Annotated in this window: 13 protein-coding genes; 7 read left to right on the top strand and 6 right to left on the bottom strand. The window is 61.3% G+C overall.

Translation table 11 applies throughout. The features are described 5' to 3' along the window. Positions 1–58 precede the first annotated feature (58 nt). Entirely contained in the window at positions 59–1210 is a 1152-nt protein-coding gene (locus GFU70_RS10025) for an aldose epimerase family protein (protein ID WP_058543773.1), read from the bottom strand. A gap of 296 nt (positions 1211–1506) precedes the next feature. Between GFU70_RS10025 and GFU70_RS10030 the strand changes: the two genes are divergently transcribed. The 3 genes from GFU70_RS10030 (at position 1507) to GFU70_RS10040 (ending at position 3899) form a co-directional block, all read left to right on the top strand. Beyond that, positions 1507–2256 carry a hypothetical protein gene (locus tag GFU70_RS10030; protein ID WP_116642769.1) on the top strand — a complete coding sequence of 250 codons (750 nt, stop codon included), beginning with the start codon at positions 1507–1509 and terminating at the stop codon, positions 2254–2256. Between the two features lie 108 nt (positions 2257–2364). Beyond that, positions 2365–3150 carry a sulfite exporter TauE/SafE family protein gene (locus tag GFU70_RS10035; protein ID WP_058543775.1) on the top strand — a complete coding sequence of 262 codons (786 nt, stop codon included), beginning with the start codon at positions 2365–2367 and terminating at the stop codon, positions 3148–3150. A gap of 200 nt (positions 3151–3350) precedes the next feature. Then, entirely contained in the window at positions 3351–3899 is a 549-nt protein-coding gene (locus GFU70_RS10040; protein WP_153387948.1) for a DUF4174 domain-containing protein, read from the top strand. A gap of 190 nt (positions 3900–4089) precedes the next feature. Here GFU70_RS10040 and ampC read toward each other — a convergent pair whose 3' ends face one another. After that, positions 4090–5238: a class C beta-lactamase gene (ampC, locus tag GFU70_RS10045; protein ID WP_116642768.1), complete on the bottom strand. Its 1149-nt coding sequence runs from the start codon at positions 5236–5238 to the stop codon at positions 4090–4092. Positions 5239–5468: 230 nt separating this feature from the next. On the opposite strand from ampC, the gene GFU70_RS10050 reads away from it, so the two are divergent. Then, a complete protein-coding gene (locus GFU70_RS10050; protein ID WP_153387949.1) occupies positions 5469–6347 on the top strand; it encodes a Dyp-type peroxidase in 879 nt (292 codons plus the stop codon). A 78-nt stretch (positions 6348–6425) separates the two neighbouring features. Beyond that, positions 6426–7172 (top strand): SDR family oxidoreductase, encoded by a 747-nt coding sequence (locus GFU70_RS10055; protein ID WP_153387950.1) that lies wholly within the window; start codon positions 6426–6428, stop codon positions 7170–7172. Between the two features lie 116 nt (positions 7173–7288). On the opposite strand, the gene mapR is transcribed toward GFU70_RS10055, so the two are convergent. The 3 genes from mapR to GFU70_RS10070 all read right to left on the bottom strand — a co-directional run bounded on the left by mapR (position 7289) and on the right by GFU70_RS10070 (position 10741). After that, positions 7289–8698 carry a GntR family transcriptional regulator MpaR gene (gene mapR, locus GFU70_RS10060; protein WP_058545646.1) on the bottom strand — a complete coding sequence of 470 codons (1410 nt, stop codon included), beginning with the start codon at positions 8696–8698 and terminating at the stop codon, positions 7289–7291. A gap of 85 nt (positions 8699–8783) precedes the next feature. Next, positions 8784–10196: a cytochrome c oxidase accessory protein CcoG gene (gene ccoG / locus GFU70_RS10065; RefSeq protein WP_153387951.1), complete on the bottom strand. Its 1413-nt coding sequence runs from the start codon at positions 10194–10196 to the stop codon at positions 8784–8786. Between the two features lie 308 nt (positions 10197–10504). Further along, the gene (locus tag GFU70_RS10070; protein ID WP_153387952.1) at positions 10505–10741 is read right to left on the bottom strand and encodes a DUF3203 family protein; all 237 of its coding nucleotides are present in this window, start codon (positions 10739–10741) and stop codon (positions 10505–10507) included. A gap of 136 nt (positions 10742–10877) precedes the next feature. Here GFU70_RS10070 and GFU70_RS10075 point away from each other — a divergent pair, with 136 nt between their 5' ends. Beyond that, complete coding sequence (locus GFU70_RS10075) at positions 10878–11381, top strand: MgtC/SapB family protein (protein ID WP_153387953.1); 504 nt, start codon at positions 10878–10880, stop codon at positions 11379–11381. Between the two features lie 104 nt (positions 11382–11485). Here GFU70_RS10075 and GFU70_RS10080 read toward each other — a convergent pair whose 3' ends face one another. Beyond that, positions 11486–11680 (bottom strand): hypothetical protein, encoded by a 195-nt coding sequence (locus GFU70_RS10080; RefSeq protein ID WP_153387954.1) that lies wholly within the window; start codon positions 11678–11680, stop codon positions 11486–11488. Between the two features lie 211 nt (positions 11681–11891). Between GFU70_RS10080 and GFU70_RS10085 the strand changes: the two genes are divergently transcribed. Continuing rightward, entirely contained in the window at positions 11892–13889 is a 1998-nt protein-coding gene (locus GFU70_RS10085) for an alpha-1,4-glucan--maltose-1-phosphate maltosyltransferase (protein WP_153387955.1), read from the top strand. Positions 13890–13952: the final 63 nt, after the last annotated feature.

The raw sequence follows: 13952 nt of genomic DNA on the forward strand, positions 1-13952 counted from the left end.
GGGAAAGATCGCAGCCTCGTTGCACTCGACAGCTCCTACGGTTTTTGCACAGGTTTTTCTATTTTGCGGAGAACTTCAACACCATGGTCTGGGTGTAGGTCTGGCCCGGATCAAGCCGCGTCGAGGGGAAGTTCGGCTGGTTGGGCGAGTCGGGGTAGTGCTGGGTTTCCAGGGTGAACGCGCCCCAATGTGGATAGACCTTGCCTTGCTTGCCCTTGACGGTGCCGTCGAGGAAGTTGCTGGTGTAGAACTGCACGCCAGGCTCGGTGGTGTAGAGCTGCAGGCGTCGTCCGGAGTCTGTGTCATACACCTCGGCGGCCAGTTTGTTCACGTCGCCCTTGGCGTCCAGCGCCCAGTTGAAATCGAAGCCGCCCTGTTTCGGTTCGGCGAATTTGAGTTGCGGGTGATCGGCCTTGATGTGGGTGCCGATGGCGGTGGGTTGGGTGAAGTCCATCGGCGTACCGGCCACGGGGGCCAGTTCGCCGGTGGGAATGAGCTTGCCGGTGACCGGCGTGTAATGGGCCGCGTGCAGGGTCGCAACCTGCTCGAGTATGTCGCCGTTACCCGCCCCGGCCAGGTTGAAATAGCTGTGGTTGGTCAGGTTCAGCACCGTGGGTTTGTCGGTGGTGGCCTGGTACTCGATCCGCAACTCGTTCTGTTCGTTGAGGCTGTAGGTGACGTCGGTCTTCAGTGCACCGGGAAAACCCATCTCGCCATCGGGTGACAGGTAGGTCAGGGTGACGCCTACCGAGTCCTTGGCATTATGGGGCTGGGCCTTCCAGACGCGCTTGTCGAACCCTTGCGGCCCGCCGTGCAAAGAGTTGCCATGGTCGTTCTGCGGCACTTGGTAACGCTTGCCGTCCAGCTCGAAGGCGCCGTCGGCCAGGCGATTGCCGAAGCGGCCGATGGTCGCGCCGAAATACACGCTGCCGTTCTTCTGGTAACCCTGCACGTCGTCAAAACCGAGCACGATGTCGGCGGCCTTGCCGTGTTTGTCCGGCACGCTCAATGACTGGAGGATGCCGCCGTAGGTGATGACCGTGGCCTCCATGCCGTGACTGTTGCGCAGCACGAATTTTTCCACCGCCGTGCCATCGTCGGTCTTGCCGAACGCACTGCGTTCGTTGGTCAGGCCGGCAGCCTGGGAAGCCGAGGTGGCGATCATCAGAGACACTCCGAGGGCCGTGAGCAGTTGTCTGGATTCAAGCATGGTATGACCTTCCTTCCTGTTGTTTTGTTGTTGTTTTGAACGCGGGCGAGTCCGTTATTGGTCGGACAGCGCTGAAGGTTTTTCTGTTCAGTAGTCTTTCTATTTGGTGGGTGAGAAGGGATTTATAGCCATTAATTGGGATTTATCAAACAAAAAGTAAGACTAATTGAATGGTGGAGGCGTTGCTGGATATCGGGAGTTTTCTGCGAACACTGCACTTTTGCGATTTTTTCCGCTCTATCCATGGCCTGGAAGCGACGACCCCCATCGCTTCCCCATGCCCAGACCGAGACTCGATGGCCGGTGTTTTTTATTCTGTGACGAGATTGCGCCGCTGCTGCCTGGCATTGTTGGTCGGTGTGTCGATGCTGTTCAGCGGCGGCTGCAGCCATCAGCAGGGGCAGGACATGGTCACGCAGTTCAGCAACACCCGCCCCCAGGAGTTCTTGCAGACCAGCGTTGACCGCATGGCCACGTTGTCGATGCACGACAACCTGCAAAGCCTCTATCTGCTGATGAGCAAGCTGTACCTGCGCAACCCCGACGAACTGCGCAAGTCCGGCTTTCTCGACGCCCGTACCGCGGAAAAACAGGTACGCATGGCCATCGAGCAGCAACAACCCTTGCCGACCCTGGGAGGCAAGAAGGACCTGGCCGCCCTGAGCTATGCCATGAGCCCTGAATTTCTCGGCGATCGGGTAGGGGCGTTCATCTATGCCATCGGCAGCATGCTGGTCACAGCTCATGGCAATCGCCTCGAGTTCTACATGACTGACACCATCGACCCGCGTTTTGTCAGCAACGCTGCGCGCAATATCGAAAAAGCCACCTGGCTGCTGAGCCAGCGGCAGAACAAGGACGGCACGCCGCTGCTGTTTTCCAATGAGATTTCGGAGGAGGGCAGCAACCTGAGTTTTGCCGTGGAGTTCGGAAAAATCGTCGCCCGATTGGACCTGCTGACCCAAATGCTTGACGAGCGCTACCGGCGCATCGGCCTGAACTATGCCCAGAGCCTGCTATTCCTCAACTTCCTGCCGGTTCAATGAGTTGGTGGGGAAGGAATAAAGATAGATCATATTGATATAGGGAGGTTATAAGAAAAATCGCTATGCTCGCGGCCAGATTTTTCACGCGGTCGTGCTGAGACGGGTTTAATGGATTTCGGTAATGTCGGTTTAGTCGTTGCAGGCTTGGTGGTCGGTTTCATCGTCGGGATGACCGGCGTCGGCGGTGGTTCGCTGATGACCCCGATCCTGCTGTGGTTTGGTATCAACCCTGCGACGGCGGTGGGTACGGACCTGCTGTACGCGGCCATTACCAAGTCTGGCGGTGTCCTGGTGCATGCCAAAAACCGCAACATCGACTGGGCGATCACCGGCTGGCTGACGTTGGGCAGCGTGCCGGCGGTCGGCTTGACGCTATGGTTCCTCAGCAGCCTGCACAGCTCCCCTGACGCCATGAACGCGGTGATCAAGCAAGCCCTGGGTTTTGTGTTGTTCGTCACCGCCCTGGCGATCCTGTTCAAGAAGCGCCTGCTGCAATTCGCGCATGACCGCGCTGGCGGCCACTACAACCCCTCGGGTGTGCGACTCAATGTGCTGACGGTCATCACTGGCCTCGTGCTGGGTACGATGGTCGCCTTGACCTCGATAGGCGCTGGCGCCCTGGGCACCGTCGCGTTGTTCATCCTCTACCCGTTCCTGGTCACCAAGCGCCTGGTGGGCACCGAGATCGCCCACGCCGTGCCGCTGACCCTGGTCGCTGGCCTGGGCCATGCGAGCATGGGCAACATGGACTGGCACATCCTGGGTTTGCTGTTGATCGGTTCGTTGCCGGGGATCTACCTGGGCAGTCATCTGTCGGGACGAATCTCCGACGAGTTGCTGCGCCCGTGCCTGGCGGTAATGCTGGCGATGATCGGGTTCAAGCTGGCGTTCTAGCACTGACACCGAGATCCCTTGTGGTGACTGTACTTTTAGCGGTCACACCTCTTCCCACGCGCACGCGTTGGTTACCACGGTTGCGCAATGACCCCCCTGGCCTAAGCTTCAAGTCAGGCAGGCGCAGTATTGAGCGACTCTCGCGGAACAATCGCCGCCCTGTGCAATCAGTACAGCGTAAACATCAAAAGGAGAGGCGCATGCTCATTCGGTCGTTGACCTTCGCTACCTTGCTGGCCATCGCCGGCCCCCTGTTCGCTGCCGACGGCGACTCGCCCCTGTTGGCGGACGCAGGCAAGTCACGTCCCCTTGTCGTCATCGCGCCCAGTACGGTCGACCCTGCCTGGGTGAGCCTGAAAAAGGCCTTGAATGAGCCGGCAGGCAAGCAGGGCTTTTCCGAGCGCAACATGGTGCTCTATACCGTGCTCAATACCATTGGGCAGCGCGATGGCAAGGACCTGGATCCGCAGAGCACCATGGCGTTGATTCGCTCGCTCAAGCTGGGAGCCGGAGCGCAGACCAAGATCATCCTGGTGGGCAAGGACGGGGAGAAGAAGCTTGAGCATTCCGGGGCGATCGAATTGAAAGAGCTCTTCGACACCGTCGATAAACTGCCGGCGGCAGAAAAAGAGGCGGCAGCCCCGACGCCTCCTCCTGCGCCGGAACCCACACCGGCCAAGGATGCGAAAGGCACCAAGCCTGGCAAGGCAGTCAAGCCGTCGGCGCCGCCGAAGCCGCTGGATGATTGACTTCAAGTAACGACGAGGCGCTCCTGTGGCAAGGGCGCTTGCTCCCGCTGGGTTGCGCTATGTAGGAGCTGACGAGTGCAACGAGGCTGCGATCTTGTTCCAGGCAATTGAGTCGCAAGCGAATGATCAAAGGATCAAAAGATCGCAGCCTTCGGCAGCTCCTACAGGCCCAGCGGGCTCGTCGCCCTCGCTATTGGCCATCCAACGCCATCAGGATCCGGTACGCCGCTTTCACCCGTTCTTCAATCGGGTAATTCCTGTTGGCAAGCATGACGATCCCCATGTCCTTTCCAGGCACGAACGCCGCATACGCGCCGAAACCGTTGGTAGATCCTGTCTTGTTGATCCAGGCGCCGTCCGGTGCTGGCCGGGGCGGGTTGAGAGGCTCGACTTTTTGTGGGGCCAGGGCCATTTGCGGCGTGTTGCCTGCGAGCAACTCATCCAAGGTGAACGGGGCGGGGTAGTACTCCCAGCCCAGCCCCTGATTCATCCCGCCAACCCTGTAGAAACCTGTATGTGTCGTGGCGATCGCTTGCTTCAGATCCGCCGCCAGTGTTTCAGCTCGCAAGTTGGCCTCAAGAAAGCGCATCAGGTCCGATGAGCTGGTTTTCACCCCGTAAGCCTCGGAATCCAGGGCTCCCGGCCCGACCCGGACGGGCTTGCCGTCTTTTGCATAGCCTTGGGCGTATCGGCCCGACTGATCCTGCGGCACCCGCACATAGCTGTGCTTGAGGCCCAGCCCTGGCATCAGCGTGCGCTCCATCACCTCGTCGAACGGCCGCCCCATGCTGCGGGCTGCCAGATAGCCGAACAGGCCGATGCTCGGGTTTGAATAGAGCCGCTGGGTGCCGGCCGGGTAGAGCGGCTTCCAGGTGGTGTAATAGCCAAACATTCGGTCTGGGTGGTCCGCCTCGTCGGGAAACTGCAACGGCAGGCCACCGGCGGTATAGGTGGCGAGGTTGAGCAGGCTGATGCCCTCCAACGCGCTGCCGCGTAGCTCGGGGGCGAAGCGACTGGCCGGGTCCGCCAGGGACAGCTTGCCCTGGGCCTGGGCATAGGCGCCGAGGGTGGCGGTGAAGGTCTTGCTGATCGAGCCGATTTCGAAGAGGGTCTGCTCGGTGACCGGTTTTTTCGTGTCCTTGGCGGCGACGCCATAGTTGAAAAACCGACGTTGGCCGTTATGCGTGATCGCTACCGCCATGCCCGCGATGTCCTGTTGTTTCATCAAGGGCTGAATGACGGCATTGACGGTGTCTTCAATGCGCTCCTGGGCAAAGCCCATGGGCGTCCCGCAAACCAGGAAAAAAGTCCCGGCGAGTATCGATCTGGCAGTTTGCATGGTGCAGCGCTCTCGTTGGCCTTCCTTGAGGGATGGTCAATCTAGGGGGTTTTTGGCTGCCCGACAATCCGAGGCTATCAGGCCGAGGCAATGGTCCTGAGTCGTCTGGCAGGGCCGCGGGATTGCTTCCCGCAAAACGGCCCGGTTGTCCGACGCGTCCGGACCTCAAGCCAAACCACACAAAGCGGCAGCCGCCGGGTAAACTCGCGACTCTTTCTAAAGGAGTTCACATGAGTTACTACCAGCCCGGCATTCTCGCCACCCCTGTTCCGCCTCAGGCCCGTCATTTGTTTTTTGCCCTGGAATCGGTCGAGGCACTGCCGGCTGCGCTAGACAAACTCCTGTTGCTGCTCGATGGGCGGGCCGTGGTCGGCTTTGGTGAATCACTGGTCCAGGCGCTGGGCGTCCAGGTCGAAGGCCTGCGGGCCTTTCCTGCGTTGGCCGGCGTGGGCGTGGACAACCCGTCGACCCAACACGCGCTGTGGTGCTGGCTGCACGGCGAAGACCGCGGCGAGCTGATGCACCGCAGTCGCGCCATCGAGACGGCGCTGGCCCCGGCGCTGCAGCTGGTGCAGATGAACGAAACCTTCCGCCATATGACCGGCCATGACCTGACCGGCTACGAAGACGGCACCGAAAACCCTCACGACGAAGCGGCCATCGCTGCCGCCCTGGCCCAGGGCGCCGACGGGGTGCGCGGTGGCAGTTTCGCCGCGATCCAGCAATGGCAGCACGATCTGGACGGCTTCGCGGCGATGCAACCCCATGAGCGCGACAACATCATGGGCCGTCGCCTGAGCGACAACGAAGAAATCGACGATGCGCCGGCGTCGGCCCACGTCAAGCGCACCGCCCAGGAAAGCTTCGCCCCGGAGGCGTTCGTGGTACGTCGCTCCATGCCGTGGATCGAAGGCGACCGTGCGGGGCTGATGTTCCTGGCGTTCGGTTTCTCTCTTGATGCCTTCGAGGCACAACTGCGACGCATGAGTGGCCTGGAAGACGGCATCACCGATGGCCTGTATCGCATGAGCCGGCCAATCACCGGTGGTTACTACTGGTGCCCGCCGCTGTTGGACGGACGCCTGGATCTGCGCGCCCTGGCCCGCTAAGCGCAGCGGTTTGTGCAAAGCATGACGTGAACGCTATTCTTGGGCCGGACGTCTATCCGTGGAATGGGGGAAGCAAACGTGGATAAAGTCATCGTCATTACCGGTGGCGGCCGCGGAATCGGGGCGGCCACGGCGTTGTTGGCTGCCGGTTTGGGCTATCGGATCTGCATCAATTACCAGTCCGATGAGAGTGCCGCGCAGGAGGTGCTCGAGCAGGTCCGGGCCAAGGGCGCGCAGGCGATTGCCGTGCGGGCCGACGTGAGCATCGAAGACGAAGTGATCGGCCTGTTCAACCGAGTGGATGCCGAGCTGGGCCGTGTCACCGCCCTGGTGAACAACGCCGGCACGGTGGCCCACAAGTCCCGGCTCGATGAAATGTCCGAATTTCGCATTCTCAAGATCATGAAGACCAACGTGCTGGGGCCGATTCTTTGTGCCAAGCACGCGGTGCTGCGCATGTCGCCCAGGCATGGCGGGCAGGGCGGCAGCATCGTCAACGTCTCGTCGGTGGCCGCGCGCCTGGGGGCGCCGGGGGAGTACGTCGATTATGCAGCCTCCAAGGGCGCGCTGGACACCTTCACCATCGGCTTGTCCAAGGAAGTGGCTGGCGAAGGCATTCGCGTCAATGCGGTGCGCCCCGGCTACATCTACACCGATTTCCATGCCCTGAGCGGCGATCCGGACCGGGTCAGCAAGCTGGAGTCGGCGATTCCCATGGCCCGGGGCGGTCGTCCGGATGAAGTGGCTGAAGCGATTATCTGGCTGCTATCGGACAAGGCTTCGTATGCGACTGGGACGTTTGTGGATTTGGGTGGGGGGCGCTGAGTCCTGGGGTGTCTGTTTTGGCCCTATCGCGAGCAAGCTTTGCTCCCACAGGGGGCAGCGTTCCAATGTGGGAGCAAAGCTTGCTCGCGATGGCGGCCCGACAGGCAACCCAAATATCAAAACGAGCGAATAATCCGCCCCAACGTCTCCATGGCTTTTTCAGACGCCTCGGTCCACGGGCTGCCATAGTTCAAGCGGATGCAATTGCTGAAACGCCGGGTCGCTGAAAAGATCGGTCCCGGCGCGATGCTGATGCCCTGGGCCAGGGCCATCCGGAACAATTTCAGCGAGTCCATCTGCTGCGGCAGCTCCAGCCACAGGAAGTAACCGCCCGCCGGTTGGCTGACCCGGGTCTGGGCCGGGAAATAGCGGGCGATGGCGGCGAGCATCGCGCTTTGCTGTTCTTCCAGGGCGTAGCGCAGTTTGCGCAGGTGACGGTCGTAGCCGCCATGTTGCAGGTAGTCGGCGATGGCGGCCTGGGCCGGCATCGAGGCGCACAACGAAGTCATGAGCTTGAGCCGTTCGATCTTCTGCGCGTAGCGCCCGGCGGCGACCCAGCCGATGCGATAACCCGGTGCCAGGCTCTTGGCGAACGAGCCGCAATGCATCACTAGCCCTTCGGTGTCGAACGCCTTGGCGGGCTTGGGGGCCTGCTGGCCGTAATAGAGTTCGGCGTACACGTCGTCCTCGATCAGCGGCACCTGATGGCGGCGCAGCAACTCGACCAGCGCCTGTTTGCGTTCCTCGGGCATGGTCGCGCCCATGGGATTCTGGAAGCTGGTCATGCACCAGCAGGCCTTGATCGGATGGCGCTCCAGTGTCTGCGCCAGCACGTCCAGGTCGATGCCGTCGCGCGGGTGGACGGGAATTTCCACGGCCTTGAGCTTGAGCCGCTCCAGTACCTGCAGGCTGGCGTAGAACGCTGGCGCTTCGATCGCCACCAGGTCGCCGGGCTCGGTCACGGCTTGCAGGCACAGGTTCAAGGCTTCCAGGGCACCGTTGGTGACCAGCAGTTCTTCCATGGGCAGCATCAGCCCGCCGACCATGTAGCGCAGGGCGATCTGGCGGCGCAAGTGTGGATTGCCCGGCGACATGTCCGTGACCACCATTCGCGGGTCCATGTCCCGTGATGCGCTGGACAGCGAACGGGACAGCCGTTGCAGCGGGAACAGCATCGGGCTGGGGAATGCCGAGCCGAACGGTACGGTGGCCGGGTCCTTGATGGAGTCGAGGACCGAAAACACCAGCTCACTGACGTCGACTTCGGTGGATTCGTGCACCTGGCTGCTGATCGCCGGCTCCGAAAACGGGCTCGGCGCATGGGTGTTGACGAAGTAGCCGGAGCGCGGCCGGGCCCGGATCATGCCGCGTCGCTCCAGCAGGTAATAGGCCTGGAATACGGTGGACGGGCTGACACCGTAGGTCTGGCTGGCGTAGCGTACCGACGGCACGCGCTGACCCGGCCCCAGCATGCCCGAGCGGATCAGTTCAGCGATGTCGTCGGCAAATTTCTCGTAGCGTTTCATGGGGGGCCTAGTCTGGAGTGACGCGTGGTTTGCACTTCTTTAACTGTGGGAGCTCGCTCCCACAGGTGCCTGGCATCTTATAGCTTCACCGATTCATCGGTGCGACAAAACGGCTCTTGGCAACGCTGTAGATGCCCGGCTCGTTAGTGTCGGCGACCTTGAACGTCATTTCCTGGGAGCCTTTGCCCGGCCGTTCGCTAAGCATCGCTACGGACACCGGCACATCGACGATTTCCCCCGGGGCCAGGCTCAGTTGGGTCTTGCCCTGCAGGATGAAGCCGTCGCCGTCCACCAGGGACAGGTGATAATCCTGGCGCTGTTGGGTCTTGTTGATGATTTTCAGGCTGTAGATGTTCTCGATCTGGCCGGCGCTGTTTTCACGGAACAGGCCACGGTCCTTGCTGACGTCCAGCGACACCATGGGCCGTTGCATCAGCGCCACGACCAGCGCGCCGATCATTACCAGCAGCACGGCGGTATAGCCGATCAGCCGAGGACGCAGCAGGTGAGTCTTGCCACCCTGCAACTGATGTTCGGAGGTGTATTTGATCAGGCCTCGGGCGTAGCCCATCTTGTCCATGATCGAGTCGCAGGCATCGATGCAGGCCGCGCAGCCGATGCATTCCATCTGCAGGCCGTCGCGGATGTCGATGCCGGTGGGGCAGACCTGCACGCACATCTGGCAGTCGATGCAGTCGCCCAGGCCAATATTGGCTGGGATTGCCTCGCGTTTGCGCGGGCCGCGGATTTCACCACGGGCCGTGTCGTAGGAAATAGTCAGTGTGTCCTTGTCGAACATCACGCTCTGAAAGCGTGCGTAAGGGCACATGTGCATGCACACCGCTTCCCGCAGCCAGCCGGCATTGAGGTAGGTGGCTGCGGTAAAGAAGAGCACCCAGAACAAGCTCACACCCGCCATTTGCAGGGTCAGCAGTTCTTCGGCCAAGGGGCGGATCGGCGTGAAGTACCCCACGAACGTCAGGCCGGTGAGCAGGCTGATGGCCAGCCACAGCGTGTGCTTGGCGCTGCGGCGCAGGAGCTTGTTCAGGCCCCAGGGCGCCGCTTGCAGCTTGATCCGCTGGTTGCGTTCGCCTTCGGTGATTTTCTCGCACCACATGAAGATCCAGGTCCAGGAGCTCTGTGGGCAGGTGTAGCCGCACCATACGCGGCCGGCAAACACGGTGATCGCGAACAGGCCGAAGGCGGCGATGATCAGCAGGGCCGAGAGCAGGATGAAATCCTGGGGCCAGAAGGTCGCGCCAAAGATGTGGAATTTGCTTTCGGAAAGGTCCCAGAGCACCGCCTGGCGGCCGCCCCAGTTCAACCACACCGTGCCGAAGAACAGCAGGAACAGAACCCCCGCCCCGCTGATGCGCAGGGTACGAAACAAACCGGTGAAGCTGCGGGTGTGGATCAGGTTGTCGGTGCTCCTGGCCTTTATCTTCGTTGGCGCAGGTTCGAACGTCTGTATCAACTGGACGGGGATTCTATCGCTCATGGTCGGTCGCTCATCAGCCTCTATCTGGCCGGCGCACTATGACCATGGAACTGTTTGCATAACAGACTCAGGTGCTTCGATAAAAACCGGATCAGATGCCGCGAAGCCCAGGCCCTGCGACACTTTGATGCACCCCGGAAGTGACGAACATATTACTGTGGCGAGGGGATTTATCCCCGCTGGGCTGCGAAGCAGCCCCAAATGCATCTGTGACTGCGGTGTATCAGGCAGTACGTTGGGGCCGCTTCGCGCCCCAGCGGGGATAAATCCCCTCGCCACAAATGCATCTGTTGCCTGTGGATTGGGCTTCAGATCGCCGAACCGCTGTCGCTGGCCTTCAGGTGCTTGCGCCCGTCGACTGCGCCGGCCACGGTCAGTGCATCGGCCTCGGCCTCGGTGATGTAGACCAGGTCACCGTTGATCTCCACGGCTGACATGGCCTTGTCCGGGTCGGTGATGATGGCCAGCTCGCTGGCGGGGCGTTGTTTGGGGCCGTTGGGGGTTTCGAAATGGCAGGTCTGGTTGTCATCGATACGAACAGTCATGGTGTTGCTCCTTCAGGGGTCATGAACGTTAGGTCTCGCGGCCAAGCCAGGGTTCGTTGCGGCTGATCAGCGGTCAGGCGCACCTCTGGCGCCGCCTGCGGTCCATCGTTTATCGAATGAAAAAAGAGGACGGTCCATGGACACCTGGTGGCATGAAGTCTGGGTAACCCTGCAGGCGGAATTCGCCGATATCACCGATGCCCAGCAGATGACCCGGGTCACGGTGCGCCTGATCATGGCCGCGCTGCTGGGCGGCATCCTGGGTTTCGAGCGCGAACACAAGGGCAAGGCTGCCGGCGTGCGGACCCACATGCTCGTGGCCCTGGGGGCGGCGCTGTTCGTATTGGTGCCACAGATGTCCGGGTCCCAGGCCGATGCCATGAGTCGGGTGATACAAGGCGTGGTCGCCGGCATCGGTTTCCTCGGCGCCGGCACCATCCTGAAGAACAGCGACGGCGACGAAGGCCACGTCAAGGGCCTGACCACCGCTGCGGGCCTCTGGATGACCGCCGCCATTGGCATTGCCGCCGGGTTGGGGCGGGAGGCGACGGCGGTGCTCAGTACGGTGCTGGCGCTGGCGATTTTCAGTGTGATGCCGGTGATTGTCCGGGCGCTGGAGAAGGACGACAAACCATCCTGAATATAAGACTTGTGGAGCGGGCTTGCTCGCGAAGGCGGCGTGGCAAGCAATATTTTCCTCGACTGACACACCGCTTTCGCGAGCAAGCCCGCACAGGTTTTTCGTCATCCAGTTTCTTTATTACTACGCTTGAATCGAACCCGCTCCGGCGGCGCCTCGCTCGGCGGGTCACCCAGTGGCGGTTGTGGGGCCAGTGGCGGGTCTTTCTCTGGAATCGGTTCCGGATCAGGGCCGGGCGGGGGCAAGGTGGGGTCGTCGATGTTCGGATCGGGTGTTTCGGCCGGGATGGGAATATTCATCGGGACGGGTCTCCGTGACGCACATGGCTTGAGTCGTGCTTATTGTTGTTGACCACCTAGTACCGGCTTTGATCCCCAGGGTGCATCGGGGCAAATCCCTCTGAACTTTTAGTCGTTGATTCGGTTCGGAGTTTAAGTGAGTTTTTTCAGGGACCCGTTGGGCCTTTACCGCCACAAGCGCGTCCATGGGGCGTAAAAGGAGCGATGCTCGATGACTGCCGAACACCCGACTGAACCGGCCTGCAACCCGCATCTGCCGCTGTCTCAAGCCTTGTTGTTGCCGCGTATTGCTATTGAAAACACCATGCCGGTGATCGACGGTGGACAATTCGCTGCCAAGGCCGTGGCCGGGCAGGACGTGACAGTGACCAGCAAGGTCTTCGCCGATGGCCACGACAAGCTGGCCGTGCGCATTCGCTGGCGTGCGCTGCAGGATGAAGCGTGGAACAGCGAGGTCATGAGTGAGCTGGGCAACAACGGCTGGCGCGGCCAGTTCAACGTGCCGGAACAGGGCCGCTATGTGTTTTGTATCGAGGCCTGGATCGATCAGTTCGCCAGTTTTCGCTACGAGCTGGAGAAAAAGTTCGGTGCTGGGGTGCCGATCAGCCTGGAGTTACAGGAAGGGCGCAACCAAGTGCTGATGGCCGTCGAGCGCAGCACGGGTGAATTGAGCGAGCAACTGGCGGCCTTGCACCATGAGCTCTCCGGCCTGTTGCCGACCGAGCAGGTGGCGCTGTTCCTGGCGCCGCGCAGTGCCGATCTGATGTCCCAGGCCGACCATCGCCCGTACTTGAGCATCAGCCCCGAGTACCCGCTGGACGTGGAGCGCCAGTTGTCCGAGTTTGCCAGCTGGTATGAGCTGTTTCCCCGCTCGATCACCGACGATCCCCAGCGCCACGGCACTTTCAACGACGTCCATTCACGCCTGGCGGTGATCCAGGACATGGGTTTTGACGTGCTGTATTTTCCGCCGATCCACCCCATCGGCCGCAGTTTCCGCAAAGGCCCGAACAATTCCCTCACCGCCGGTCCCGACGATCCGGGCAGCCCATATGCCATTGGCGGCGAGGAGGGTGGGCACGAGGCCATTCACCCGCAATTGGGTAGCCGCGAGGACTTCCGGCGCCTGGTAGCGGCGGCCGCTGAGCACGGCCTGGAGATCGCCCTGGACTTCGCGATCCAATGCTCCCAAGACCACCCCTGGCTCAAGCAGCACCCGGGCTGGTTCAGCTGGCGGCCGGACGGCACGATCAAATATGCGGAAAACCCGCCGAAGAAATACCAGGACATCGTCAACGTTGACTTCTACGCGGCCGATGCGATTCCCAGCCTGTGGATGGAGCTGCGCGATATTGTGGTGGGCTGGGTCAAGGAGGGCGTGAAGATATTCCGCGTCGACAACCCTCACACCAAGCCACTGCCGTTCTGGCAATGGTTGATCGCCGATGTGCGGGCCCAAAACCCTGAAGTGATCTTCCTGGCTGAAGCGTTCACCACGCCGGCCATGATGGCGCGGCTGGGCAAGGTCGGTTACTCCCAGAGCTACACCTATTTCACCTGGCGCAACACCAAGGCGGAGCTGGCGACCTATTTCGCCGAACTCAACGAATCGCCGTGGCGCGAATGCTACCGGCCGAATTTTTTCGTCAATACGCCAGACATCAATCCGGCCTTTCTCCATGAGTCGGGGCGCGCCGGGTTTTTGATCCGCGCGGCCCTGGCAACCATGGGCTCAGGCCTGTGGGGCATGTATTCGGGCTTCGAGCTGTGTGAATCGGCACCGGTGCCGGGCAAGGAGGAATACCTCGATTCGGAGAAATACGAGATCCGCCCCCGGGACTTCACCGCGCCGGGCAACATCATTGCCGAGATCGCCCAGCTCAACCGCATCCGCCGGCAGAACCCCGCGCTGCATACCCACCTGGGCCTGAAGATCTACAACGCCTGGAACGACAACATTCTCTATTTCGGCAAGCGCACTGCCGACGGCAGCAACTTCATCCTGGTGGCGGTGAGTCTCGATCCGCACAACCCGCAGGAGGCCAGTTTCGAGTTGCCGCTGTGGGAGACGGGCCTGCCCGACGACGCCCAGACCCAGGGCGAGGATCTCATGAACGGACATCGCTGGACCTGGTACGGCAAGTATCAGTTCATGCGAATTGACCCGGCATACCAGCCATTCGGGATTTGGCGGATCAGCGTGGCGTGATGCTATGTAGGAGCTGTCGAGTGCAACGAGGCTGCGATCTTTCCAAAGACACTTGAGTCTCAA

The sequence above is a fragment of the Pseudomonas brassicacearum genome (assembly GCF_009601685.2).
GTDB lineage: Bacteria > Pseudomonadota > Gammaproteobacteria > Pseudomonadales > Pseudomonadaceae > Aquipseudomonas > Aquipseudomonas kilonensis_B.